Here is a 25,205-nt window from a genome sequence, read left to right on the forward strand (position 1 = left end):
CCCCCATTGCAGCTTCGGCCAGTCCTTTTTGGTCAAAGTGATCACGTCAGAATCCCTGCACCAGGCGGAAGGAAAACTTCGGTGCCTCGGCGTGGCCCAGGGTAGGCTCGTCGGAACTCTTGATGGTTTTGCCGGATTCGGCGTCGAAAGGCAGTTGCGTTATTTGCACACCGAGCGATTTTTCCTTGCCCAGTTCGGTGACAAACTGGTTGACCAGTTGCAGCAGGGCACGATGGTCATTGGCCAGCGCGACAGGCAAATGGACATTGATTTCGGCGATGGCGTAGTAGCTTCCGCTGACGTTCAAGGGCGGTTGCTTCAAAACACCGGAAACTTGTTCTGTCGACGGCGGAAGTTTTGCTGACAGTTGCCATGAGATGCGCTGAAGCTCGATGCCCGGCATGGCATCGAGCGCCCGGCTCAATGGAATGCACATGGTCTCCATCAGGGGCGAGCGTTTGTCAAGTTCCTCAAAACGGGTTACCAGCGCGCGCATGTTCTCGGTGCTGATCGGTAACAGTGGCAGCGACTTCATGACTGCCTGGTATTTGTTCTCGTCGACTTGTGTTTGCTCTGCCATCTGGAGAGTATTTTCCTGCAGGGTGTTGACGTCCCAATACTGCTTTGCCGCGTAAAGCAGGCAGATCAAGAAAATGATCGCCGCTGCCGCGACCAGCCCCGAGCGCAACTGCCAGAGGCGGAAAAAATGCAGTTCGGCAGGGTGCGCGAATTGTTGCCCAGGCGGGCGGAGCACCAATTGATGCAGTAGCAGCAATTCGCAATGCGAATCCCGTGGCGGAGTTTTCAGGCCGGCTTTTCTGGCTTCGCTCAGCAGATCGATGTATTCGAAGGCAAGCTCCGCGGAAGGCCGGCAATGGGCGCGCAGAATGCTGAATTGATCGGGGTGCGCCAGTATCAATGCTTGCAGTGTGGCGCTACGGTCGATCAGGCGCTGTCCCGCCAGGTACTGGTAAATCTTCCCCGCTTCAACGGCGCAGGCAACGGCGACTTCTTCCGGCGTGTCGGCGGCCAGCGTCGTCAGGCGCGAAAAGTACAGCTTGCCATCATTGATGAAGGTTTGCCTGATGCCACTGCGGGTGAGCCAGAGGACCAGCCGCGGCCCGGGCAATTTGAGGTGGTGCAGCAGGGCGGTAAGTGCCAACGAGGCCGAGTAAATGCCGGCGAGCCGCCTCTCCGCCGCGCGCAGGGCAGCAAGCCACGGCTCCAGGTGACGCGGTTGGGTAAGCGCGGTAAACAGCATTTTCTCGTCGCGCCGTCCGCTCTTTTGTCGTCCCAGCGAAGTCGCCAGGGCAAAGGGAGTGCCGTAATAGTATTGCGCGAGGCGGCGTTGTGTCAGTGCGTTTCGATCCTTGCCGCTGACGAAGGGGATGTCTTCTATCTGGAAACCTTCTTCCGGGACATCCGCCATGATGGAAAAGATCGAGTTGCCATGGGCGGCGAGGTATTTCGCGAAGGCTTCGTGGCCGGTGGAATCAGACGCGAAGTTCTGCTCGGCATGCAAATGGCCGCCCTGCCAGTGCCAGGCAGAGAGTCGGTTGGCTTCCAGCAGAAGCAGTCGTCGTTGCGGCATTAGAATTTCAGCTTGGAAATCGTGTCATAAATCGGACCGAGCACCGACAGCATAACCCAGCCCAGAATGATGCCGACCGTCACCGTCATGGCAGGCTCGATCATGGCCTGCACCCGCCCGATCGATTCCCTGACGTCGCGGTTGTAAAAATAGCTGACGTTCATCAGTGCGGTATCGAGCCCGCCGGTATTTTCGCCGACGCGCAGCATGCGGATCACCAGTGGTGGAAACAGACCGACGCTCTGGAAGGCCGCGGTCACATTCTTGCCATCCGAGATGAGCTGCCCTACTTGTTGCAGCGCCTCCTTCATGACGACATTGCCGACCACTTTTTCCGTCGCCTTGATCGAGTCGAGGATGGAAATGCCAGAGCCATACATCATGGCAAAGATGCCGGCAAAGCGCGACAGGATGATTTTGCGCAGGATGTCGCCGACCATCGGAACCCTCAGCTTGAAGCCATCGAATGCCCGGCGCGCATTGGGGTTGGCGCGGATGGAAACGTTGATTGCGACGGCGGCAACGATGGGGATGCCGATGATCAGGTACCAGTAGTTCACAAAGGCTTCCGAGGTGGCGATCAGAATCTTGGTTTGCATGGGCAGCTGCTGGCCCATGTTCCTGATGAAGCCGACCATTTTCGGCACCAGGTAGATCATCATGAAAAAAATGACGCCGATCACCACGACACCCATGAATGCCGGATACATGATGAGCTTTTGGGTTTGTGCCGCCAGTTCATCCTGCCACTTGAGCGATTCGGTTAGGTTTTTCAGCACGTCCTGCAAATTACCGGTATCTTCACCCGCCTTGATGAGGCTGATGAACACGTCATCGAATATCGAAGGATATTCTGCCATGGCTTCGGAAACCGTTTTGCCGCCGTTGATGCTTTCGATCATGCTGGCGGTGACTTCGCGGAAGCGCGGATTTTCCATGCTGTCACGCAAGTCGGCGAGGCCCTCGATGATGGGTACGCCGGCACGGGTGAGCTGCTCCATATAAAAACAGAAATTGATCAGTTCGACGCGGCTGATCCTGGCACGGGTAAAGCCTTGTCCTTCCTTGACCGGGTCGCCGTTGATGAAATCCAGGTCCATGCGCTTCAGGCGCATTTCCAGGTCGATCATGTTGACGGCATCGAGACGGCCGAATACCGTGCGCCCGGCCGCCGTCATTGCCTTGTAGCGATATATCGCCATGGTTGCGCTACACCCTCTGTGTGAGATCGATGACGCGGCCGAGTTCTTCGAGCGAGGTCGATCCATCCAGGACGCGCTGCAGGCCATTCTCTGCCAGCGGATGGAAGCCTTTTTCGATGGCCACGCCGCGAATTTCGCGCAGGGTCGCGCGCCGTGCGATCAACTCGTCGAGATCGCCATCCATGCGCAGCAGTTCCATGATGGCGATGCGTCCGCGATAACCCAGGAAGTCGCAGCGTTCGCAGCCGGTGGAGCGGTAGAGCACGGGATGCGCATCGCCGCTCCGTGTCATTCCGAGCAGGCGCGTTTCGTGCGGCTCGGCGGCGTAGGTGCGGCGGCAATGCACGCACAGATGCCGCACCAGGCGCTGGGCGACGACGCCGATGATGTTGCCGGCCATGATGTCGGGCAGCACGCCGATATCGAGCAGGCGTGGAATGGCGCCGATAGCGGAGTTGGTGTGCAGCGTCGAATACACCTGATGGCCGGTCATGGCGGCGCGGAAGGCCATTTCCGCCGTGTCGGCATCGCGAATCTCGCCGACCAGAATCACGTCCGGATCCTGTCGCATCATGGAACGGATGCCATTGGCGAAGTCGAGCTTGGCCGCTTCCGCCACCGAGGTCTGACGGATCATCGCCATCGGATATTCGACCGGATCTTCGAGGGTCATGATGTTGACCCCCTCCTGGTTGATGTGATTCAGCATCGAATACAGCGTGGTGGTCTTGCCGCTGCCGGTGGGGCCGGTGACGATGATGATGCCTTCCGGCCGCGCGATCATCAGCTTCAACTGGTCGAGTTGCTCTTCATCAAGACCGATGCCATCGAGCGCGACGATGCTCTTTTGCCGGTCGAGAATCCGCAGCACGATATTTTCGCCGTGAATCGTCGGTTGCACGGAGACGCGAAAGTCGATCTGGCGGCCGCTGATGTTGAGCGTGATGCGGCCATCCTGCGGGGCGCGGGTTTCGGCGATGTTCATGCCGGCAATCACCTTGAGCCGCACCGCCATGGCAGCCCAGTACGATTTGTGCAGGGCGCGGATCTGACGCAGGATGCCGTCGACGCGATAGCGGATGCGCAGAAAGCTCGTCTCCGGCTCGAAGTGGATATCGGATGCCTCGCGTTTTACGGCGTCGGTGAGCAGGGCATCGACCAGGCGCACCACCGGCTGGCTGTATTCGTCGAACGAAGCCGATAACGAACGATAGTCGATCTCGCCGGTTTCGATTTCGTTGAGAATGCCGTCGATCGACAGTTCGTGCCCGTAGTACTGGTCGATGGCGCGCGAGATTTCCGATTCGCCTGCCAGCAAGGTGTCGATGATCAGCTCTTGCGGCACCAGCGTCCGCAGCTTGTCGAGGGCAACGATGTCGTTCAAGTCGGCGGTGGCGATGGTCAGCCGGTGTTGATCGGCCGCGTAATCGAGCGGCAGGATGGTATGCCGCTTGGCCAGATCGCGCGGCACCAGCGCCAAGGCTGTGGCGTCGACAATCGCGTTCGAAAGATCAATCGACTTCTGCCCGAGCGACTTGCTCAACGCATCGCGCAACGTCGCTTCGGAAAGAAAACCAAGAACGACCAGTTGTTTGCCCAGCGGCAGTTTCGACTTGGTCTGCTCCTGCAGCGCGATGCGCAACTGGTCTTCGCTGATGACGCCTTGCGTGATCAGGGTTTGACCGATGGGTTTTTTGTTGGTGGCATTCATGCGAGAAGGACGGGGCGGGGTTTCAGGTAATGCCAAATGGTTTATTGCTGCAATTGCCGCAATCGTTCATCCGCTCTGCCCAGGTCGAAACCGGCAGGTCGGTTCCCGGCTGCGGCAATGGCCTGCGCGTAATAGTTGGCCGCCAGCCGGGGTTGCCGTAATTGGTCCAGGCTGACGGCCAGATTGAAAAGATAATCAGGGTTGCCCGGGTCGGCTGTCACCGCCTTGAAATAGGCCTGCTGCGCTTCCGGCCAGCGCTTGGCCGCCGCGCACAAATTGCCCAGGCCGAAGTTCAATGGCGCCGAATCGGGTTGCGTGGCGAGCGCCTGTTTCAGGCGCATCTCAGCCTCGGCCGGGTTTAGCTGCGTATGCAGGCCGATCAGACCGGCCTGCGCAAATGCATTGTGCGGATCGGCCTCAAGCAGGCGCAGGTAGTAATCGGCGGCCTGATCGGGATTGCCTGCGCGTTGCGCGAGAACGGCCAGCCCGGACAGGGCGTCGGTATTGCGCGGGTCATTGCCGAGCGCCTGCTCATAAGCGGTTTTTGCGGTGGCCGTGTCGCCGCGATTCAAGGCGCCATAGCCGCGTTCCAGCGCCGGGTCGGTTCGCGCCTCTGCGGCCTTGCTCAACTGGAACAGCTTCTTCATGGGAGTGACTGCCGGCGGCCTGGCTGGCTGGGGCTCAACGATCTCGCGCGCCAACCTGGTTTGACCCTTGTCCGGAGACTCGGATGGCGTCGCCAGGCCCGGGATTGCGGACGCGCCGCCCGCTGGAGCTGGTGTCGCCGCGAGGGGGATGCCGGGCGTGGCAGGAGGCTGCTTGATATTGAGGCCGGCACCTGCCTGGAGACTTGATTTCGGTTGCAGTTCATACCAGAAATACCCGCCGATGCCGGCAACGGCAAGGAGCGTGATGATGCCGACGGTGATGGCGAAGGTCCGGCGTGAAGCTGGCGACTGTTTGGTTTCAAACAGATTATGTATAGCTTTGCGCTCTGTGACATCGCCTCCGGCGCTGCCGGCGTGTGCGGCCTCGGCAGGCTGTAGGTGAAGCTGCCGCTTATGCCGCCGCCGCTCATAGGGAACGCCGATTTTCTGCAAAGCGAGCAAGTCTTCTGGGGCAATGGCCAGTGACGGTGCTGGTTCGACCGGCTGCTCCAGGCCGGCAGCCGGTGTATCCGAAAACCCGTTGTCTAGCAGTTGCGGCTCGAAGGCAATTGATTCGGGCACGGACTTCTCAGTAGCAGGGGAAAGTGAAGCTGGCTCAGAGGAAGCTGGAGCTGGCGCTGCGCTTTCGACCTCGGCCTTGCGTTTGGCAAGCTCTGCCTTCTTCAACGCGTCCATCAGCAGGCTCAATGGCTTGCCTCCTGGGGGTCGATACCGAATGGAGGCTCGAACTGCTTGGAGTGTACCGGTGGGGCGTTGAAATTGCGGCCGGGCAAGTATTTTTTGAGCGTGCGGTAATCGCCGATCATGCTGGGGTTTTCGACAACCACTGGACGCAGGAAAACTACAAGCTCGGATTTGGTGGTCGCGTTGTTGCGCTTGGTGAATATCTCGCCCCAAAATGGAATATCCCCGGCACCGGGGACCTTGCCGGTCTCGTAATCGCCGCGTTCCTGCATCAAACCGCCCAGTACCGCTATATCGCCATCGTTAAGGCGCATGATGGATTCGATTTCACTGGTTTGGATTTGCGGTACCTGATTGGGCACTGCCAAGCCGGGGCTGGGGTCTGTCACAAAGCCGGAAATTGCCGAAATCGAAGGCCGAACATTCAGGATGATGGAACGGTCTGAAGCAACCTGCGGCGTTACTGACATCACGAGACCAACCGAGACCGTTTGCGGAGTTGCGGTTGTCGCTGTTTGCGCAGCGCCGGAATTGCCCGCCGCGACGTTGGAGACGATGGTGAAGTAAATAATGTTGTTAACCACCTTGAGTACAGCGGTCTGGTTGTTCAGCACTGAAAGCTTTGGGCTGGAAAGAACCTTGATCGTTCCGAAGTTGCTCAACAAATTTACGGTCTGCGTGAGATTCAATGGGCTTGAGTTGTCGGTTCGGGACAAGGTAAATGGGGTGATGGAACTCTGGCCGCTGCTGAGCGTGGGAAGTGACAGGCTAAATCCGCTGCCATCAGATCTGAGCCTCGACCAATCAATGCCCTGCTGGTATCCCTCGTTCAAATCGACTTGGACAATGGTGGCTTCGATCATCACCTGGCGGCGCGCGCTGTTCATTACGCTGTCGAGGAACTCGATGATTTTTTCATGCTGGCGCGACGATGCTCTCGCGGCAACCATACCAGTTTCAGGATTGACAATTACTAGTTTTGCTTCTTTTAGGTGCCCGCAAGCATTTTGCTTGCTACTTGCAACAGAATCATTGCTATCTGCCCCGACGTTAGCTTGAACGTCCGTACGGCTGGGTTCGGATTTTAGAGAAGCAGAACCAGATGCTTGGCCAGAAGAAGACTTTTTCCCTTCTGCGCTCGCTTTGCAAGATACCTCCCAAAGATACTTGTCTTCTTCACCCAAAATATCATTTAGGTTTTTTTCCAGAGTTTCCCAGAAGCGATTCTTCGACGTATTGTCGATCTTGGTCGTTGAACTGTTGCCGCTCGAACCAGAGCCAGAACCAGAACCGGAACCGGTTGTTGTCCCAGAGCTGACCTGAGAATTAACCGAAGTGCTGACCGAGGTATCGCGCGTCATATTGACGTAGTCGACCGTGTAGGTGCGCAGATAAGGCGTATCGGGCGTGACGATCAAATTCGGGCCGTCAAGTTCCCAGCGCATGTCGACTTGTTTGGAAATGCGCGTCAGCAACTGTTGCAGGGTCTGGTTGATGGCGTTCAGCGTGACCGTGCCGTTGATGCCGGGATGAACATCGACATTCAATTTCGCATCGCGCGCCAGGGCGAACAGGAGATCCTGTGCGGGGAGATTTTGCACCACGACGCTGTAGGTTTCGACCTTGGGCGCCGGCTTGGGACGCGGCAGCGCAACGCTGCTCTGTACCGGTGGCGGGATTGCTGCCGCCGCGCTGGAGGCGACGACGTCGGACTGTTGCAAGTGGCCGCTGGCAGGGGCCTGTACGGGCGCATGATTGCAGGCGGCCAGCAGCAGGGATGCCAGCAGCGTAATTTTCTGATTGTGACCGAGCACGCGCGATCCCTTGTCCGAAGATGCTTACCCCGACATCTTAACAGTTTGTTTTTGTTTTTAACTCAGAGGCTTGTGTTGGGACATGCCGGTAAACCCCTGCCTTTTCCTGTTACCTCGCAGTTTAATCCATTGGAATTTAGCGTAATCGTCTTACCTGACGCGGATAAGGATGTGTGACCTGTACCCAGGCCGGCAGATTCCCGGCGGCGGCCCACGCGGCAGCGAGTGTGGCGTAATCGCCATAAATCACACCGTAGCGCATCTTGCCGCTCAAATCGGAACGGTAGGCATGTATGGCTTCGCGATCTACCGTTTCGCCGAGGCGGCGCAGGTAGGACTCGACATTGCCGGCTTGGTCCGCATCCACGGCATACAACTGCAGGAACCAGCGCTCGTCGGGGGCAGTGGCAAGCCATGTCTTGCCACGATCCAGGGCTTGCTCCGCCAGACTTGAAGCCGTGGAGCGGCTTGCGGCGCTCCCCTCACCCCTCGTCGGAGAAGGGATGGGGGAGAGGGGGAGAAGGGCAGGCTTTTCAGCGGGCGGCGTGGCAACCGGAGCCGTGACCGCCGCATTGGGGGTGGCCGAGATTGGCACGACAGGCGGCGCCGGAGTGGCGCCAGAAGGTGGCGCGGCGGCCGATGCTCCGAGAGCGAGGTAAGTCGTGGCTGCGGCTGCAATAATGACAAAGCCAATCGCGAGCGCCCCAGCCAGCAGCCACTTCCGTGACGGACGCCGGGCAGCCGTGGCGGTACTGAAGTCGCAGTCGCGGATGGCGGCACGGACTTCCTTGATGGTGATCTGGTGCGTGCCACTGGCAAAAGCCGCCAGCAAGGACTTGTCGGCAAGAATGTTGATGCGCCGCGTCAGGCCCCTGGAGGCATCGTGAATCAGCCTGTTGGCAGCCGGGCTGAAGACATTCGGCCCCTTGTAGCCCGCGGCCCGCATGCGAAACTCCATGTATTCGGCGACGTCGTCGCGCACCAGCGGTTCGAGCATGAAATTGTGGGTGATCCGCTCCTTCAGCTGGCGCATGTCGGCGCGCGCCAATATGTCGTTCAATTCCGGTTGCCCGAATAACACCAGTTGCAGCAGTTTGTTGTGGTTCGTTTCGAGGTTGGAGAGGAGACGGATCTGCTCCAGCGTTTCCGCCGGCATGGCGTGCGCTTCGTCGATCAGGACAACCACGCGCCTGCCTTCCGCATGCAGGCTGATCAGGTGGTTCTGCAATAGCTTGAGAACGGCGCTGGCGCGGGCATTTTCCGGCAGCGTCAGCGCCAGTTCGTCGGCGATGGCGTAGAAAATGTCATCGCGCGAAAGCGAAGGGTTGCTCAGGTAAACAATGGCAACCTGCTCGGGCATGCGTTCCATGAGGACGCGGCAGAGCATGGTCTTGCCGCTGCCGACTTCGCCGCTGATTTTGATGATGCCTTCATCATGGGTGGCGGCATAGAGCAATGCATCCAGCGTGGAGCCGCGGTTGGCCCCGGAAAAGAAAAATTCCGTGTGCGGTGTGATGCGGAACGGCGGTTCGGCGAGGCCGAAATGATCGAGATACATGGCTTTAACGTGAAAAAGCGGAAACAGAGCCGGGTATAACCACCGAGCGCAGCGAGCCGACCGGTAGCCCCGCCTTGGGGCGGGGGTGGGGGGGGGTAATTTTGCCTTTGCGCATTTTCATCCTCAGGAGTGGCGTTGGGTACCATGCGCGCTATTGAGTCTCGGCCGAGTTGCGCGAGAGCGCTTCCATGCGGTTGTACAGGGTGGTTCTGTTAAGCCCGAGTATGCGGGCTGCCTGACTGATATTGCCATGTGCGATGCGTTGCGCTGCTTCGATATAAGCCTGTTCCCAGCGCCTTAACGAGGTATCAAGGCTGAAGCCCGGGTTTTCCTGTATCTCCTGGCTCAGGGTTGAAACGAGATCGGAGTGACTTGTCGGCGATGCCGGGGACGATTCATTCAGGGTGTCGAATTCGGCTGCCAGATCCCCGGCGCTCACGACATTGCCGGCATGCTTGGCGGTGAGACGGATCACGATGTTGCGCAATTCACGCACATTGCCGGGGAAGGCATACAGCAACCACTGCTGTTCGGCATCTTCTGACAGGCGGAACGATGGGGTATTGCCGCCAGGAGCATAGAGGTTACGGAAGTGGTCGAGCAGGGCAAGGCGATCGCGCCCCATCTCGCGCAAGGGGGAACATCCAGGGTAAATACGGAGAGCCGATGATAAAGGTCGGTACGGAAGCGGCCTTCCTTTACTTCACGGCGCAGGTCGCGATTGGTTGCCGCAATCACGCGAGCGCGGCTTTTGCGCGTCAGGGTTTCGCCAACGCGCTGAAATTCGCCGTTCTCGAGCACGCGCAGCAGCTTTGATTGCAATTCCAGCGGCAGTTCGCCGATCTCGTCAAGAAACAGGGTGCCGTCGGCCGCATCTTCGAAGTAGCCGGATTTGGCATTGGCAGCCCCGGTAAAGGCGCCGCGCGCATAGCCGAACAGGGTGGGCTCCACCAGGGTCGGCGCGATGGCGGCGCAATTCAGCGCGAAGTAGGGTTTATCGCGGCGCACTGAAAATTCATGCAGGCTGGTGGCGACGATTTCCTTGCCGCTGCCGGATTCGCCTTCAATGAGTACCGGGAAGGGTGAATCGGCAAATTGCCGGATCTGGGTGCGCAGCTTCTGTAGCGGCAGGCTTTCGCCGATCAGGGTAGCCTTGCCGGCGACCTCCGGTTTACTGCGCTGTGCCGAATCGCCGAATGACAAGGCAGCGAGGAGCAAATGCCGGATATTTGCCGGGTCTGCCGGTTTGGCGATAAATTCGATGGCGCCGATAGTGCGCGCATGACGTGCGTTGGCTTCATCGTTCTGGCCCGACAGGACAAAGATTTTCATGTCGGGCGAGTGCGCAAGAAGCTCGCTAATCAGCGCAAAACCCTCCTCCGGACGATGTGGCCGCGGCGGCAGGCCGAGGTCGACCAGGGCCAGGGAGGGCGGCTGGGGCGCGTCGCGCAGTTGCCTTATGCAGGCTTCGCGCGAAGCGGATGTGAATACATCGAAGTCGGCCGACAGGACAAAGTTCAACGTGTCGACGATCAAAGGATCGTCATCGACGATCAGCAGACCGGGTTTGTGCGAAATGGCAGGCTGAGACGGGCTCATCGAAGCAATCATAGCGCAAGCGCCTGTCTGTTAGAATCCGCCGATATTTTCCGCCATGTTTTCAATGAGTGCAGAGCCTCTGGTCAGACTGACCAACGTAAATTTTGCTTATGACAGACAACCTGTGCTGACCGGGATCAACATGACGATCCCGCGCGGCAAGGTGGTCGCCATCATGGGCATCAGTGGCGGCGGCAAGACCACGACCTTGCGTTTGATCGGCGGTCAGCTCAAGGCGACGTCTGGCGAGGTTGTAGTGGCGGGCCAGCGCGTCGACCAGCTCGATGCTGAAGGCCTGTATGCCATGCGCCGCCGCATGGGCATGCTGTTCCAGTTCGGCGCCCTGTTTACCGATCTGTCGGTCTACAACAACGTCGCCTTCCAGATGCGCGAGCATACCGACCTGCCGGCAGCGCTGATTCACGATCTGGTGATGATGAAATTGAACGCTGTCGGTCTTGCCGGTGCGAAGGACATGATGCCGTCCGAGCTTTCCGGCGGCATGGCGCGCCGCGCCGCGTTGGCGCGGGCCATCGCGCTCGACCCGATGCTGATCATGTACGACGAACCCTTTGCCGGACTCGATCCGATTTCACTGGCGGTGGTCGGGCAATTGATCCGTACCCTGAACGACGCGCTGGGCGCCAGTTCGATCATCGTCACCCATGACGTTCAGGAATCACTAAGAATCGTGGACTACATCTATTTTGTGTCGGAGGGCAAGATCGTCGCCGAAGGCACGGCGGAGGATATCCGCCAATCGGACAAACCCTATGTGCACCAGTTTGTGTGGGGGGAAACCGATGGCCCGGTGGCGTTCCAGTATCCGGCGCCGGCTTATGCCAAGGATATTTTCGGGAGGGCGGCGCGTGTTCAGTAACGTGTTGGGCAAATTCGCTGGTTTCATTCGCTTTCTCGGCCATTCGGTGACCAGCAGGCTCTGGCGCCTGGGGGTTGCCGCCCGCTTTTTCTTCGCGACGCTGCTCTATTCGGGAACCTCGTTGCGCCGCTTCCATCTGACCATTCGCGAAATCTACTTTGCCGGCGTGCTGTCGATGATCATCATCCTGGTCTCGGGCCTGTTCGTTGGCATGGTGCTCGGCTTGCAAGGCTATGAAACCCTGCAGCGTTTCGGCTCGGCTTCCGCCCTGGGCACCCTGGTGGCGTTGACGCTGGTGCGCGAGCTTGGCCCTGTGGTTGCGGCCTTGCTGTTCGCCAGCCGCGCCGGTTCCGCCATTACCGCCGAGATCGGCTTGATGAAGGCGACCGAACAACTGTCGGCAATGGAAATGATGGCCGTCAACCCGATTGCCCGCGTCGTGGCGCCGCGTTTCTGGGCCGGCGTGATTTCCATGCCGCTCTTGGCGGCGCTGTTCTCGGCGATGGGGATTTTCGGCGGCTATCTGATCGGCGTGCAGCACATCGGCGTCGATGAGGGGACCTTCTGGTCGCAGATGCAGGCTTCGGTCGATGTGCGCGAGGATATCGTCAATGGCATCATCAAGAGCTGTGTCTTCGGCGTCGTCGTGACCTGGATTGCCGTGTTCGAGGGCTATGATTGCGAACCGACCGCGGAAGGGGTTTCCGGCGCGACGACGCGCACCGTCGTGACTTCCTCGCTGGCGATTCTCGCCGCCGATTTTGTGCTTACCGCCTTCATGTTCAGAGGTACTTAAATGAATCGTGCCACGCTCGACCTTTGGGTCGGATTTTTCGTCGCCGCCGGCATTGCCGCCGTGGGCTTTCTCTCGCTCAAGGTCGGGACCATCGATACTGCTACTGCTGGCTCAGCCTATCAACTACAGGCCAGGTTTGATAACATCGGCGGGCTCAAGGTGCGTGCGCCGATCAAGAGTGCGGGCGTGGTAGTGGGCCGGGTTACCGATATTCGGTTCGATCCGCAAAATTATCTGGCGGTGGTATCGATGGCGGTCGATAATCGTTATCAGTTTCCACGCGACACTTTTGCCACCATCAATACCTCGGGGCTGCTGGGTGAGCAGTACATCGGGTTCGAGGTCGGCGGCGATCCGGAGATGCTGAAACCGGGTGAAACGATCAAGAAAACACAGTCGGCGGTCGTGCTGGAGAAACTGATCAGTCAGTTCATGTTCAACAAGGCAGCCGAAGGCACTACTGCAGCCAAGTAAGGCAGGATGAGAGGAACAACAGTGAAGTCTGTTTTGGGAAAACGATTTATCGGATTCTGCGCATTGCTTGCAGCCGTATCCGTGTTGGGGGGCTGCGCTACAACCGGCAATCCCAAGGATCCGATCGAGGGTTTCAATCGCGCCGTCTTTGCCCTTAACGAAGGCGTGGACAAGGCGGTCCTGAAACCGCTTGCCAAAGGCTACGACGCCGTCGTGCCGGTTCCCGCCAAGACGGGTGTTTCCAACTTCTTCGGCAACATTGCCGATGTGTTCATCGGCGTGAATGATCTGTTGCAAGGCAAGGCACGCGATGCCGCCAGTGATGCCGGACGCGTACTGGTGAATTCCACCATCGGCATTCTCGGCTTCATCGATTTCGCCACCGACTTCGGTCTGGAAAAACATGAAGAAGATTTCGGCCAGACCTTCGGCCATTGGGGCGCCGGCCCCGGCGCCTATCTCGTTGTGCCTTTCTGGGGGCCGCGCGATGTGCGCGATGCGGCCGGCCTGGCGCTTGATGTCTACGCCGATCCGGTAGGTAATATTCACAATGTCCCGGTGCGCAACTCCCTGCTGGCGACGCGGATCATCAGCGACCGGACTGCCTTGCTGCCGGCCGAGAAGGTTATCGAGGAAGCCGCGCTCGACAAGTATTCCTATATCCGTGATGCTTATTTGCAACGCCGCCGCAGCCTGATTTATGACGGTGTTCCGCCACGCGAGGATTTTGATTCGGCATTGCCGATGGATACAAGATTCACGCGTAACCAATCCATTGCCGGCGATGTCTATGCGATATCCCGTACGGAGGAATGAAAATGAAGACACATCAACTGCTTTTCCGATCGCTGCGTATGCTGGTTGCCCTGTGCGGCCTGTCCCTGTTGCTGGCCGCACCTGCTATTGCGACGGCGGATGAGGTGGCGCCGGATGTCCTGGTCAAGAAGGTTTCCGGCGAAGTGATCGACATTATTCATAATGATAAGGGCATACAGTCCGGCGATACCCGCAAGGCCGTGGAACTGATCGAGGCCAAAGTGCTGCCCAATTTCGATTTCAACCGCATGACGGCGCTGGCAGTGGGGCGTGACTGGCGCGGTGCCACGCCGGAGCAGAAAAAAACGTTGACCGACGAATTTCATGCCCTTCTGGTACGCACCTACGCCAATGCGCTGACGGCCTACAAGAACCAGACCATTCATTTCAAGCCCTTCAAGATGGCGCCGGGCGATACCGATGTCCTGGTTCGCACCGAGATCAAGCAGCCCGGCGCCAAGCCGGTCAGCATCGATTATTCGTTGCAAAAGGGCGATGGCGCATGGAAGGTGTACGACGTCGTTGTCGCCGGCGTTAGCCTGGTGACCAGCTATCGCGATCAGTTCAAGCAGGAAATCAGCAGCGGCGGCATTGACGGACTGATCAAGTCCCTGCAGGCAAAAAATCAGGCGCCTGTCGCCACGGTCAAGAAATGATCGAAGTTTCGGCAGAGTTGGCCAGGGTCAACAGTGCGATGACCCTGACCGGCGCAAAGGCCTTATTTGAAGAAGGCGCCAGGCTCATTGCCGGTCCGGTGACGGCTTTCGATCTTGCCGCGGTAACGGAAGTGGATTCCTCCGGTCTTGCCATCGTGTTCGGCTGGCTGCGCGAGGCGCAAAGACTGGGCAAGACGCTCCGCATCGTTAACCTTCCACAAAACCTTTCCAGCCTCGCCCAGGTTTACGGCGTCAGTGACCTGCTGCCCGCAAGCTGAATCAGGCTCCCGTCGTCGCGGTAGCTGAACAGGCCCCGATGCCGCCGGCCATTCGAATCAGCCAGGTGACAAAGCGCTACGGACAGCTCCTGGCGCTCGATCAAATCGATCTTGAGATCCGGCAGGGCGAGTTTTTCGGCCTGCTTGGCCCCAACGGCGCCGGCAAGACCACCTTGATTTCATCGATTGCCGGTTTGGTGAAACCGGACGGCGGCCGCATTGTCGTCATGGGCCATGATGTCCAATCCGATTACCGCAATTCGCGGCGCCTGCTCGGCGTGGTACCGCAGGAAATCGTTTTCGATCCCTTCTTTACGGTGCGTGAAACGCTGCAGTTCCAGTCAGGTTACTACGGCATTCGCAAGAATGACGTCTGGATCGACGAAATTCTCGCCAACCTCGATCTCGACGCCAAGGCCAATGCCAATATGCGCAGCCTTTCCGGCGGCATGAAGCGGCGCGTGCTGGTGGCGCAGGCGCTGGTGCATCGGCCGCCGGTGATCGTGCTCGACGAGCCGACGGCGGGCGTCGATGTCGAGTTGCGCCAAACGCTGTGGAAGTTCATCCGCCGCCTCAACGAGGATGGCCATACCATTGTGCTGACGACGCACTATCTCGAAGAAGCCGAGAGCCAGTGCGGCCGCATCGCCATGCTCAAGGCGGGGTATCTGATCGCGCTGGATTCCACTTCCGCGCTGCTGCGGCGATTTTCCTCGCACCTGCTCAGTTTGCGCCTGCGCCCGGGCGATGTCCTGCCGGAACGCATTGCACAGCACGCGCGACAGAATGGCACGCAATGGCAACTGCAATGCGAGCATATTGAGGAAGTGGAAAACGTGCTGGCGGAACTGCGCGCCGCCGGCTGCGTGATCGAAGACATGGAAATCGGCAAGCCCGATCTGGAAGATGTATTTGTCAAGCTCATGCATTCCGGCGAGGTGGTGACATGAGCGCCGCCCGCTGGGCCGTCCCAAGGGCGGTGCAGCCAAGCATAGGGAGCGGGCGCAGCCCGCGAACCGCCGTCACCCGCTTGCTCGGGAAGGGGGATGGGGGAAAGGTGCTCCAATGACGAGTTTTCTGACGCTGCTAAAAAAGGAAGTGCTGCGTTTCTGGAAGGTGGGTTATCAGACCGTCGCTGCGCCGGCGCTGACCTCCTTGCTCTATCAACTTATTTTTTCCCACGTGCTGTCCGATCACGTGAAGGTTTACGGTTCGCTGTCTTACACCTCCTTCCTGATTCCCGGCCTGGTGATGATGTCGGTGTTGCAGAATGCCTTTGCCAATTCCTCGTCCTCGATCATCCAGTCCAAGGTGACGGGTAGCCTCATATTCGTCCTCCTGCCGCCTATTTCCTATGTTGCGTTTTATGCAGCCTATGTGCTCGCTTCAGTGGTGCGCGGCTTTGTAGTTGGCATTTTCGTGCTCGCCGTCTCATTGTGGTTCTCGCCGCTGGACTTCGTCGCCCCGCTCTGGATTTTGATATTCATGGTGCTGGGCGGCGCGTTAATGGGCACGCTCGGCCTCATTGGCGGGTTGTGGGCGGACAAGTTCGACCAGCTTGCCGCTTTCCAGAATTTCCTCATCCTGCCGCTCACCTTCCTTTCCGGCGTGTTTTATTCCATTCATTCCCTGTCAGAGTTCTGGCAGCAGGTGTCGGGCTACAATCCCGTGCTCTATATGATCGACGGCTTTCGCTATGGTTTCTTCGGCGTTTCCGATATTCCGCCCTGGCGCAGCCTGCTGGTCGTGCTGGCCTGCTACCTCGTGCTTGCCGCCATTGCGTTGAACCTGCTCAAGCGCGGCTACAAAATACGCAACTAAATTAGGAATTGAAAATGCTTGATCCAAAACAGATCGAACAATGGGTTGCGGCCGGCCTGGGCTGTGAGCATCTTGCAGTAAAAGGCGACGGCCAGCACTTCGAGGCGCTGATTGTCAGCGCCGAATTCGAAGGATTGAACCGGGTGCAACGGCAGCAGCGCGTCTACCAGACCGTGCTCCACAAACTCAATTCCGGCGAATTGCATGCGCTATCGCTGCAAACCCTGACCCCGGACGAATGGAAGACGACTCGTGGATAAGCTGCTGATTGAAGGCGGCGTTGTTTTGTCGGGTGAAGTCGCCATATCCGGCGCCAAGAACGCGGCTTTGCCGTTGCTATGCGCTGCGCTTCTGAGCAGGGAGCCGTTGACCCTGACCAATGTTCCTGCGCTCAACGATATCGATACCATGCTGCGTCTGCTGGAGCAGATGGGAGTCGTGGCGACACGTGATACCGATACGATCATCCTTGATGCTGCTGGACTCGACAATCCGGTCGCGCCCTACGAGATGGTCAAGACCATGCGGGCTTCCATCCTCGTGCTTGGGCCATTGGTGGCCCGCTGTGGCGAAGCCAAGGTATCGCTGCCGGGCGGGTGCGCCATCGGCGCCCGCCCGGTGGACCAGCACATCAAGGGCTTATCCGCGATGGGCGCTGAAATGTCGGTCGAACACGGTTATGTGCACGCGCGCTCGCCCTGCCTCAAAGGCGCGCGGCTGTTCACCGACATGGTGACGGTGACCGGTACCGAAAACCTGATGATGGCGGCCTGCCTCGCCGAGGGCGAAACAGTGATCGAGAATGCCGCGCGCGAACCGGAGGTGGTCGACCTGGCCAACTGCCTGGTGGCGATGGGCGCGCAAATTTCCGGCGCTGGCACCGATGTCATCCGCATACGCGGCGTCGGGCGCCTGCATGGCGCCACGCATCGCATCATGCCGGACCGCATCGAAACCGGTACCTATCTCTGCGCGGCGGCTGCGACCGGCGGCGATATCCGTCTCAGCGGTACCTCGACCAGCTATCTCGATGCCGTGATCGACAAGTTGATGGATGCCGGTTGCGAAGTCGACGCGACGCGCGATTCAATTCGTCTCAAGGCGCCGCCGCGGCTGAATTCGGTGAGTTTGCGCACGGCCCCCTATCCGGCTTTCCCGACTGATATGCAGGCTCAGTTCATGGCCATCAATGCCGTCGCCAACGGCACCGCGATCATCCGCGAAACCATTTTCGAGAATCGCTTCATGCACGCCGTGGAACTGATCCGGCTCGGCGCCGATATCAAGATCGACGGCAATGCGGCGGTGGTGCAAGGCGTGGAAAAGCTCGAAGGAGCCACCGTGATGGCGACTGACCTGCGCGCCTCGGCCGGGCTGGTGATCGCCGGCCTGGTCGCGCGGGGCGAGACGCTGATCGACCGCATCTACCATCTTGATCGTGGCTACGAGCATCTGGAGCAGAAGCTCTCTGCGCTGGGCGCCCGTGTAAAGCGGGTACGGTAGAATTAAAACATTCAAAAACAATAGCCTTTAAGGTTTCCCCATGAGCATCACCATCGCCCTCTCCAAGGGCCGCATTTTCGATGAAACCCTGCCGCTGCTGGCTGCGGCGGGCATTGTGCCGGCGGAAAATCCGGAGCATTCGCGCAAGCTGATCATCGGCACCAATCGCGCCGACGTCGGCGTGGTCATCGTGCGCGCTTCCGATGTGCCGACCTATGTGCAATACGGCGCGGCCGATATCGGCATCGCCGGCAAGGATGTACTGATCGAACACGGCGGCGCCGGACTGTACCAGCCGCTCGATCTCAATATCGCGCGCTGCCGCATGTGCGTCGCAGCTCCCGTCGGCTTCGACTATGCGGCAGCGGTGAAACGCGGTGCCCGTCTGCGCATCGCCACAAAATATTTACTGACTGCGCGCGAACACTTCGCCGCCAAGGGTGTGCATGTCGACCTGATCAAGCTCTACGGTTCGATGGAACTGGCGCCGCTGGTGGGGTTGGCCGATGCCATCGTCGATCTGGTGTCCTCCGGCAACACGCTGAAGGCCAATAACCTGGTCGAGGTCGAGCAGATCATGCCGATTTCATCGCGCCTGATCGTCAACCAGGCCGCGCTCAAGGTCAAACACGACATCTTGCAGCCGATCATCGAAGCCTTCAAGAGCGCGATTAAATGAGTGTTTCGATCCGGCGTCTGACGACCAGCGATCCGGAATTTCAGGCCAAGCTCGATCGCCTGTTGGTCTTCGACGATTCGACCGATGAATCCGTTGAACGGGCGGTGGCGGAGATCATCGCCGACGTGAGGCAGCGAGGCGACGACGCCGTGCTCGATTGCACGCGGCGTTTCGATCAGCTCGCTGCGGCGTCGATGCCGGCGCTGGAACTGCCCAAGGCGGAACTGGCGCAGGCGTTTGCCGCGCTCGACGCCGAACGCCGCCAGGCGCTCGAAATCGCCGCCGCACGTATCCGCAGCTATCACGAGCATCAGAAGGCCGATTCGTGGGAATATCAGGATGCCGAAGGCATGCGCCTCGGGCAGAAGGTGACGCCGCTCGACCGCGTTGGCCTCTATGTGCCGGGCGGCAAGGCCAGCTATCCCTCGTCGGTGCTGATGAATGCGATTCCCGCCAAGGTCGCCGGTGTCGGCGAACTGATCATGGTGGTACCGACCCCGCGCGGCGAAAAAAACCAGCTCGTGCTGGCGGCCGCGCATCTGGCCGGGGTGGATCGCGTATTTACTATCGGCGGCGCGCAGGCCGTCGCCGCGCTGGCCTATGGCACTGAGACGATTCCGCAGGTGGACAAGATCGTCGGTCCCGGCAATGCCTACGTCGCCTGCGCCAAGCGCCGCGTCTTCGGCGTAGTCGGTATCGACATGGTGGCGGGGCCGTCGGAAGTGCTGGTCATTGCCGACGGCACGACCAACCCGGATTGGGTGGCGATGGATCTGTTCGCCCAGGCCGAGCACGACGAAATGGCGCAGTCGATATTGCTCTGTCCCGATGCTGATTTCATAGATCGCGTAGTGCAGAGCATCAACCGGCTGCTGCCGGCCATGTCACGGCGCGAAACCATCGCCGTCTCTCTCTCTTCCCGCGGCGCGCTGATCCAGGTCGCCGATCTCGACGAGGCCTGTGCCGTCGCCAACCGTATTGCCCCCGAGCATCTGGAATTGTCGGTGCAGGAGGCACGTCAGTTGGTGGAAAAAATCCGCCATGCCGGCGCCATTTTCATCGGGCCCCATACGTCGGAATCAATCGGGGATTACTGCGCCGGCCCCGACCATGTGCTGCCGACCTCGCGCAGCGCGCGTTTCTCCAGCCCGCTCGGCGTCTACGACTTCCAGAAGCGATCGAGCCTGATCGAGGTTCCCGCTGCGGCCGCAGCCAAGCTTGGGCCGGTCGCTTCGGTGCTGGCACGCGGGGAGGGACTGACCGCGCATGCGCGGGCGGCGGAACTGCGGTACGAAGACTAGCGGCCCCTCGTCATCCCACAGGGATTCCCTTCGGTCATTCCCACGCCGGCGGGAATCCAGTGTCTTTCATATATCCGTTCGCCCTGAGTCCTTCAGCTCCGTTCGGTCTGTGCCTGTCGAAGACCAAGCGGCGGCAAGGTGCACGACGTCAACATTCTCGATATGATCCATTGGCCTGCCGGCGCCATTGTGGTTGTCGACCGCGGCTATCTCGATTTCATCAGACTGCAATCGTTGCACCAACGCCATGTCTTCTTCTTTGTTCGTGCCAAAGGCAATACGCGTTACACCCGGGTCGCCTCGTGCGAGGCCGACAAATCGACAGGTCTGCGCAGCGACCAAAGTATCTTGCTCATTACTCCCAAATCGAAGCTCGCCTATCCAGATCACTTGCGCCGCGTTTCCTATCGGGATCCCGAAACAGACAAGTTCCTCCTGTTCTTCACCAATCGATCCGATCTGCCAGCACTCACCATTGCCGAGATCTACCGCAATCGATGATCGGTAGAGACCTTCTTCAAGTGGATCAAACAAAACTTGCCGATCAAACATTTCTTCGGCAACCCCATTAACGCCGTCAAGTCACAGATTTGTGATCGCCGTCAGCGTCTATCTTATTGTCATCATCGCCCGCAAACACTTGAATCTGCTGGTATCTCCACAGCTTTTGCTCAATATTATCGGGGTCAACTTGTTTGAAAAAACTCAAATCGATAAGCTCGTGTTTGATGCTCTACTGGACTTCTCAGGCAAGCCCATCGATAAACAAATGATTTTTCATGAAATCAATCGGACACATGTGAATGTAAATATTAAGAAAAATATCTTCACTACAATTAAGCTTTAACGCTATGACGATTAAAGGAAGCATGTTGGAATTAAATTCCACAAGCGTACTTGTGTGGCATTATCATCACCATAGCATGGATAAGCCCCTCTGCGCTGCCGAGCGAGGAGGGTTCGCTGCGGCGAGTCCCGACAAGGCTTGAAAGACGCTGGATTCCTGCTTGCGCGGCAAATCAGGGCCTGTTCACATTCCCCTTGCCGCTTCGTCAATCACCCGCAACAGCGCTTCGCCGTAGTGCTCCGCCCTGGCTTCGCCGATGCCGGGAAGGTCAAGCAGCTGGTCCCGTGTCGCGGGGCGGGTGCGGGCGATTTCGCGCAGCGTGCGGTCGTGCATGATGACGTAAGCCGGTACGCCCTGCCCTTTTGCCTCTGTCGAACGCCATGCGCGCAAGGCCTCGAACAGGCCCATGTCGGCGATATCGAGATCGATTTTCTTGTCGTCGCGGCTGTAACGCGGCACTTTGCCGCTCGTGAGCTTGCGCGGCCGGCGCAGCATGAGCGTGGTTTCTCCCTTCAGCACGGCGCGGGCGGCTTCGGTGAGCGTAATGGCGCCGAAGTGCCGGGCATCGGCGTGGAGAATGCCGCCCACCAGCAACTGGCGGGCGACGGCGCGCCAGGTAAATTCGTCCAGGTCCTTGCCGACGCCGAAGGTGGGCAGTTGGTCGTGCCGGTATTCGCTGATCCTGGGGTTGAGCTTGCCGCGCAGCAAGTCGATCAAGTGGCCGCTGCCGAAGCGCTGGCCGGTGCGCAGCACGGCGGAGAGCAGCTTTTGCGAAGCAATGGTGCCGTCCCACAGTTGCGGCGGGCTGGCGCAGGTGTCGCAGTTGTTACAAGCACTTGTAATTTCACCAAAATATTGCAACAGCAGGGTACGGCGGCAGGAAGCGGCCTCGCAGTAGGCCAGCATGGCGTCGAGCTTTTGCCGCTCGATGCGCTTCTGTTCGTCGGGGGCTGCGGATTCGTCAATGCGCAGGCGGTGGATCACCACGTCATTGAGGCCGTAGGTCATCCAGGCTTCGGCGGGGTCGCCGTCGCGGCCGGCACGGCCGGTTTCCTGATAGTAGGCTTCCAGGCTCTTGGGCAGATCGAGGTGGGCAACGTAGCGCACGTCGGGCTTGTCGATGCCCATGCCGAAGGCGATGGTGGCGACCATGACGACGCCATCGTCGCGGACGAAGCGCTGCTGGTGTGCACGCCGCGTCCCGGCATCGAGGCCGGCGTGATAAGGCAGCGCATTGAAGCCCTGTGTCTGCAGCCAGGCGGCGGTTTCATCCACTTTCTTGCGCGACAGGCAATAGACAATGCCGGCCTCGCCGCGATGCGATGCGAGGAAACCCTGCAACTGCCTCCTCGGATTGTCGCGCTCGATCACGCTGTAGCGGATATTGGGCCGGTTGAAGCTGGCAACGAAGCGGCGCGCTTCGTTCAGGCCCAGGCGGTGCACGATTTCGTGCCGGGTCAGTTCGTCCGCCGTGGCGGTGAGGGCGATGCGCGGCACTGTCGGATAGCGCTCGTGCAACACGGAGAGCTGGATGTATTCGGGGCGGAAGTCGTGGCCCCATTGCGAGACGCAGTGCGCTTCGTCGATGGCGAACAAGGCGATGCGCTGCTGTTCGCTGAGCTGGTCGAGCAGGCCGAGGAAACGCTCGGTGAGCAGGCGTTCCGGCGCGACATAGAGCAGATCGAGCTCACCCGTCATCAAGCGGCGTTCGGTCGCGATTGCGGTGTCGAAGTCCTGACTCGAATTGAGAAAGGCGGCCTTGACGCCGGATTGCAATAGGGCGTCCACCTGGTCCTGCATCAGCGCGATCAGCGGCGAAACGACGATGCCGCAGCCGGATCGCAACAGCGCCGGAATCTGAAAACACAGCGACTTGCCGCCGCCGGTGGGCATCAATACCAGCGCATCGCCGCCCTGCAAGACGTGATCGACGATCACCGCCTGTTCGCCACGGAACTCGCTATAACCGAAAACGCTGTGGAGGATGTGCCGGGCGTTACTCATGGTGTTGTTGCCCTGTCGGACCCGGATATCAAACACGCTTTCGAATCAAGACCACGCCTGGCAACTTCTCGAAATGCACGTCGCAGGTCAGTACATCGGCACCGTGTTCCAATGCCGTGGCATACACCACCGCATCGGCGGTCGCCAGCTTGTACTGGCGATGCAGGTCGGCCGCGGTCAGCGCAATACGGGTATCCAGCGGTGCCACGACACATTTTTGCGTAAAAGCGATTACCTGATCCGCCTGATCTTCACCGACTTCCCGTGCCAGCCACTTCGCCAGTTCCAACTGGACGATGGTCGGTACAATGCAATGTTCCTTGTCTGGAAACTCTTTCAGCAGCGTCTTCTTCAACGGCCCGCCGATCAGCCATTCGATCCAGGCCGAGGTATCGACGACACGCATCAATAGCGATCCTTGCGGTCCCGATAGCCCGTGGCTTTGGCGCCTTTGGCAATCCCGGCAAGCTGCTTCAGTTCAGGCACCGGCATGACCAGAACGCCATTGCCCTTGGGAATGAAAACAAACTCCTGACCCGCTTTCCAGTGCTGTTCCTCGCGGACAGCCTTGGGGATGGAGATTTGATATTTGCTGGATAGCGTTGCAATGGCGGCCATTTTCCTACCTCAATCTGAACGATGTGGATTTGGTAAGAGTATAGCGCCGGCCGGCATTTCGAGCCAGCACGATAAGGCAGCGTCGCCGCGGCAGAGCCGGAAATCTTTAGGCGAAGAAGTACAAGCCGAGAGCGGTCAAACCCATGACGAATATCGCGGCCAGAAACCAGCCTTGACGCCGCTGCGCCTGCCGCAGAAGACGCAGTTCCTCGCGCAGCGCACTGTCATCGCGCGGTTGCAGCGATTGGTGCGCCAGGCGGGGCAACTGGGGCAGAATCTTCGCCCAGCGCGGCACCTCCTTTTTCAGGCTGGTGGCCAAGCCGCGCAAGCCGAGTTCCTCACTCATCCAGCGTTCGAGGAAGGGCTTCGCCGTCTTCCACAGGTCGAGCTCGGGGTCGAGCTGGCGGCCCAGCCCTTCGATATTCAGCAGAGTCTTTTGCAGCAGCACCAATTGCGGCTGGACATCGACATTGAAGCGGCGCGAAGTCTGGAACAGGCGCAGCAGCACGCGGCCAAAGGAAATTTCCTTCAATGGCTTGTCGAATATCGGTTCGCATACCGAGCGGATCGCCGATTCGAACTCGTCGATGCGCGTATCGGCCGGTGCCCAGCCGGATTCGACATGGGATTCGGCGACGTCCTTGTAATCACGCTTGAAGAAGGCGAGAAAGTTCCGCGCCAGATAGCTCTTGTCGCTGTCGGTGAGCGTGCCGACGATGCCGAAGTCGAGCGCGATGTATTTGCCGCGATTGGCTGCGTCCGTCGCGACGAAAATGTTGCCGGGGTGCATGTCGGCGTGGAAGAAGCCGTCGCGGAATACCTGGGTGAAAAAAATCTCCACCCCGGCGCGCGCCAGCGCCGGAATGTCGACGCCCTGGCGGATCAGTTCGTCCTTCTGCGAAATCGGCGTGCCATGCATGCGCTCCATCACCATCACCGAGGTGGAGCAAAAATCCCAATGTACTTCGGGGACCAGCAGCAGGGGCGACCCGGCAAAGTTCCTGCGCAGTAGGGAACAATTGGCCGCTTCGCGCATCAGGTCGAGTTCGTCGTGCAGATATTTGTCGAATTCCGCCACCACTTCGCGCGGCTTGAGGCGGCGCGCCTCCGGCCAGAGCCTTTCCAGCAGTTCGGCGCCGGTCCGCATCAGCGCCAAATCGTGTTCGATCACGTTCACGATGCCGGGGCGCAGTATTTTTACCGCCACTTCGCGGCCGTCGAACAAGGTCGCCATATAGACTTGCGCGACCGACGCTGAAGCCACCGTTTCCTGATCGAAAGTGGCAAATACTTCAGCCAGCGGCTTGCCGTAAACGCGCTCCAGTTCGGCGATGGCCTGCGGGGTGGGGAAAGGCGGCACCTGATCCTGCAACTTTGCCAGTTCGTCGGCGATATCCGGCGGCAACAGGTCGCGCCGCGTCGATAGCACCTGGCCGAACTTGACGAAAATCGGCCCCAGCGTTTCCAGTGCCTCACGCAGGCGTTCGCCGCGCGGGGCCGAGAGATTGCGCCAGAACAGCAAGCCGCGCACCACGCGCTTCCCCCAGCTCAAGGGAACAAACGGCGAGGCAAACTCGGGCACCATCTGGTCGAGTCCGTAGCCCAGGCCGATGCGAACGATTTTGGCGAAACGAAAGAGACGCAGCAAGGCAATAAATCCTAATAGCGCAGGAGCCGGGACTTTACCCGCTTTCATGACGTGGCG

25 protein-coding genes and 1 pseudogene are annotated in these 25,205 nt (G+C 59.4%); 14 read left to right on the top strand and 12 right to left on the bottom strand.

Annotated features, from left to right (window positions below; all coding sequences use genetic code 11):
• Positions 1 to 46: 46 nt before the first annotated feature.
• The 8 genes and pseudogenes from K5E80_RS10530 to K5E80_RS10560 form a co-directional block, all read right to left on the bottom strand.
• The gene (locus tag K5E80_RS10530) at positions 47 to 1,591 is read right to left on the bottom strand and encodes a hypothetical protein (RefSeq protein WP_220636109.1); all 1,545 of its coding nucleotides are present in this window, start codon (positions 1,589 to 1,591) and stop codon (positions 47 to 49) included.
• Positions 1,591 to 2,793, bottom strand: coding sequence for a type II secretion system F family protein (locus K5E80_RS10535; protein WP_220636110.1), 1,203 nt, complete (start codon positions 2,791 to 2,793; stop codon positions 1,591 to 1,593). The genes K5E80_RS10530 and K5E80_RS10535 overlap by 1 nt, the downstream gene beginning before the upstream one ends.
• Positions 2,794 to 2,800: 7 nt before the next feature.
• A complete protein-coding gene (locus tag K5E80_RS10540; RefSeq protein ID WP_220636111.1) occupies positions 2,801 to 4,504 on the bottom strand; it encodes a GspE/PulE family protein in 1,704 nt (567 codons plus the stop codon).
• A 41-nt stretch (positions 4,505 to 4,545) separates the two neighbouring features.
• On the bottom strand, positions 4,546 to 5,859 hold the full coding sequence (locus K5E80_RS10545) for a tetratricopeptide repeat protein (protein WP_220636112.1): 1,314 nt from the start codon (positions 5,857 to 5,859) through the stop codon (positions 4,546 to 4,548).
• Positions 5,856 to 7,670, bottom strand: a complete 1,815-nt coding sequence (locus K5E80_RS10550; protein WP_220636113.1) for a type II secretion system protein GspD — start codon at positions 7,668 to 7,670, stop codon at positions 5,856 to 5,858. Before K5E80_RS10550 ends, K5E80_RS10545 begins: the two co-directional genes overlap by 4 nt.
• A 136-nt stretch (positions 7,671 to 7,806) precedes the next feature.
• Positions 7,807 to 9,228, bottom strand: a complete 1,422-nt coding sequence (locus K5E80_RS10555; protein WP_220636114.1) for an ExeA family protein — start codon at positions 9,226 to 9,228, stop codon at positions 7,807 to 7,809.
• A gap of 151 nt (positions 9,229 to 9,379) precedes the next feature.
• Positions 9,380 to 9,853 (bottom strand): AAA-type ATPase lid domain-containing protein, encoded by a 474-nt coding sequence (locus K5E80_RS17050; protein WP_484840041.1) that lies wholly within the window; start codon positions 9,851 to 9,853, stop codon positions 9,380 to 9,382.
• 68 nt (positions 9,854 to 9,921) lie between these two features.
• Positions 9,922 to 10,839, bottom strand: a pseudogene (locus tag K5E80_RS10560) (sigma-54-dependent transcriptional regulator); the annotation flags it as partial.
• 52 nt (positions 10,840 to 10,891) lie between these two features.
• Between K5E80_RS10560 and K5E80_RS10565 the strand changes: the two are divergent.
• The 14 genes from K5E80_RS10565 (at position 10,892) to K5E80_RS10630 (ending at position 20,878) form a co-directional block, all read left to right on the top strand.
• Positions 10,892 to 11,707 (top strand): ABC transporter ATP-binding protein, encoded by an 816-nt coding sequence (locus K5E80_RS10565; protein ID WP_220636115.1) that lies wholly within the window; start codon positions 10,892 to 10,894, stop codon positions 11,705 to 11,707.
• 25 nt (positions 11,708 to 11,732) lie between these two features.
• Positions 11,733 to 12,503 carry a lipid asymmetry maintenance ABC transporter permease subunit MlaE gene (gene mlaE / locus K5E80_RS10570; RefSeq protein ID WP_425514556.1) on the top strand — a complete coding sequence of 257 codons (771 nt, stop codon included), beginning with the start codon at positions 11,733 to 11,735 and terminating at the stop codon, positions 12,501 to 12,503.
• Positions 12,504 to 12,977 (top strand): outer membrane lipid asymmetry maintenance protein MlaD, encoded by a 474-nt coding sequence (mlaD, locus tag K5E80_RS10575; protein ID WP_220636117.1) that lies wholly within the window; start codon positions 12,504 to 12,506, stop codon positions 12,975 to 12,977.
• 63 nt (positions 12,978 to 13,040) lie between these two features.
• The gene (locus tag K5E80_RS10580) at positions 13,041 to 13,793 is read left to right on the top strand and encodes an MlaA family lipoprotein (protein ID WP_246590943.1); all 753 of its coding nucleotides are present in this window, start codon (positions 13,041 to 13,043) and stop codon (positions 13,791 to 13,793) included.
• A gap of 2 nt (positions 13,794 to 13,795) precedes the next feature.
• On the top strand, positions 13,796 to 14,449 hold the full coding sequence (locus K5E80_RS10585) for an MlaC/ttg2D family ABC transporter substrate-binding protein (protein WP_425514540.1): 654 nt from the start codon (positions 13,796 to 13,798) through the stop codon (positions 14,447 to 14,449).
• Complete coding sequence (locus K5E80_RS10590; protein ID WP_220636119.1) at positions 14,446 to 14,727, top strand: STAS domain-containing protein; 282 nt, start codon at positions 14,446 to 14,448, stop codon at positions 14,725 to 14,727. The genes K5E80_RS10585 and K5E80_RS10590 overlap by 4 nt, the downstream gene beginning before the upstream one ends.
• A gap of 38 nt (positions 14,728 to 14,765) precedes the next feature.
• Positions 14,766 to 15,677, top strand: coding sequence for an ABC transporter ATP-binding protein (locus K5E80_RS10595; RefSeq protein ID WP_220636120.1), 912 nt, complete (start codon positions 14,766 to 14,768; stop codon positions 15,675 to 15,677).
• A gap of 115 nt (positions 15,678 to 15,792) precedes the next feature.
• Complete coding sequence (locus K5E80_RS10600; RefSeq protein WP_220636121.1) at positions 15,793 to 16,548, top strand: ABC transporter permease; 756 nt, start codon at positions 15,793 to 15,795, stop codon at positions 16,546 to 16,548.
• 14 nt (positions 16,549 to 16,562) lie between these two features.
• Positions 16,563 to 16,808 (top strand): BolA family protein, encoded by a 246-nt coding sequence (locus K5E80_RS10605; RefSeq protein WP_220636122.1) that lies wholly within the window; start codon positions 16,563 to 16,565, stop codon positions 16,806 to 16,808.
• Positions 16,801 to 18,051 (top strand): UDP-N-acetylglucosamine 1-carboxyvinyltransferase, encoded by a 1,251-nt coding sequence (gene murA / locus K5E80_RS10610; protein WP_220636123.1) that lies wholly within the window; start codon positions 16,801 to 16,803, stop codon positions 18,049 to 18,051. Before K5E80_RS10605 ends, murA begins: the two co-directional genes overlap by 8 nt.
• A gap of 40 nt (positions 18,052 to 18,091) precedes the next feature.
• On the top strand, positions 18,092 to 18,730 hold the full coding sequence (gene hisG, locus K5E80_RS10615) for an ATP phosphoribosyltransferase (protein WP_220636124.1): 639 nt from the start codon (positions 18,092 to 18,094) through the stop codon (positions 18,728 to 18,730).
• Positions 18,727 to 20,031, top strand: a complete 1,305-nt coding sequence (gene hisD, locus K5E80_RS10620; protein ID WP_220636125.1) for a histidinol dehydrogenase — start codon at positions 18,727 to 18,729, stop codon at positions 20,029 to 20,031. The genes hisG and hisD overlap by 4 nt, the downstream gene beginning before the upstream one ends.
• 138 nt (positions 20,032 to 20,169) lie before the next feature.
• Positions 20,170 to 20,532, top strand: coding sequence for a transposase (locus K5E80_RS10625; RefSeq protein WP_220636126.1), 363 nt, complete (start codon positions 20,170 to 20,172; stop codon positions 20,530 to 20,532).
• Positions 20,533 to 20,623: 91 nt separating this feature from the next.
• Positions 20,624 to 20,878 carry a hypothetical protein gene (locus K5E80_RS10630; RefSeq protein WP_220636127.1) on the top strand — a complete coding sequence of 85 codons (255 nt, stop codon included), beginning with the start codon at positions 20,624 to 20,626 and terminating at the stop codon, positions 20,876 to 20,878.
• Positions 20,879 to 21,061: 183 nt separating this feature from the next.
• Here K5E80_RS10630 and recQ read toward each other — a convergent pair whose 3' ends face one another.
• From recQ to ubiB, 4 genes are all read right to left on the bottom strand, one after another.
• Complete coding sequence (recQ, locus tag K5E80_RS10635) at positions 21,062 to 22,882, bottom strand: DNA helicase RecQ (RefSeq protein ID WP_220636128.1); 1,821 nt, start codon at positions 22,880 to 22,882, stop codon at positions 21,062 to 21,064.
• A 28-nt stretch (positions 22,883 to 22,910) separates the two neighbouring features.
• Positions 22,911 to 23,288 (bottom strand): type II toxin-antitoxin system VapC family toxin, encoded by a 378-nt coding sequence (locus tag K5E80_RS10640; RefSeq protein WP_220636129.1) that lies wholly within the window; start codon positions 23,286 to 23,288, stop codon positions 22,911 to 22,913.
• The gene (locus tag K5E80_RS10645) at positions 23,288 to 23,500 is read right to left on the bottom strand and encodes an AbrB/MazE/SpoVT family DNA-binding domain-containing protein (RefSeq protein ID WP_220636130.1); all 213 of its coding nucleotides are present in this window, start codon (positions 23,498 to 23,500) and stop codon (positions 23,288 to 23,290) included. Before K5E80_RS10645 ends, K5E80_RS10640 begins: the two co-directional genes overlap by 1 nt.
• A gap of 106 nt (positions 23,501 to 23,606) precedes the next feature.
• Positions 23,607 to 25,145, bottom strand: coding sequence for a ubiquinone biosynthesis regulatory protein kinase UbiB (gene ubiB / locus K5E80_RS10650; RefSeq protein ID WP_220637301.1), 1,539 nt, complete (start codon positions 25,143 to 25,145; stop codon positions 23,607 to 23,609).
• Positions 25,146 to 25,205 lie beyond the last annotated feature (60 nt).

Origin of the sequence: Georgfuchsia toluolica, from assembly GCF_907163265.1 — a bacterium.
Classification (GTDB): Bacteria; Pseudomonadota; Gammaproteobacteria; order Burkholderiales; family Rhodocyclaceae; genus Georgfuchsia; species Georgfuchsia toluolica.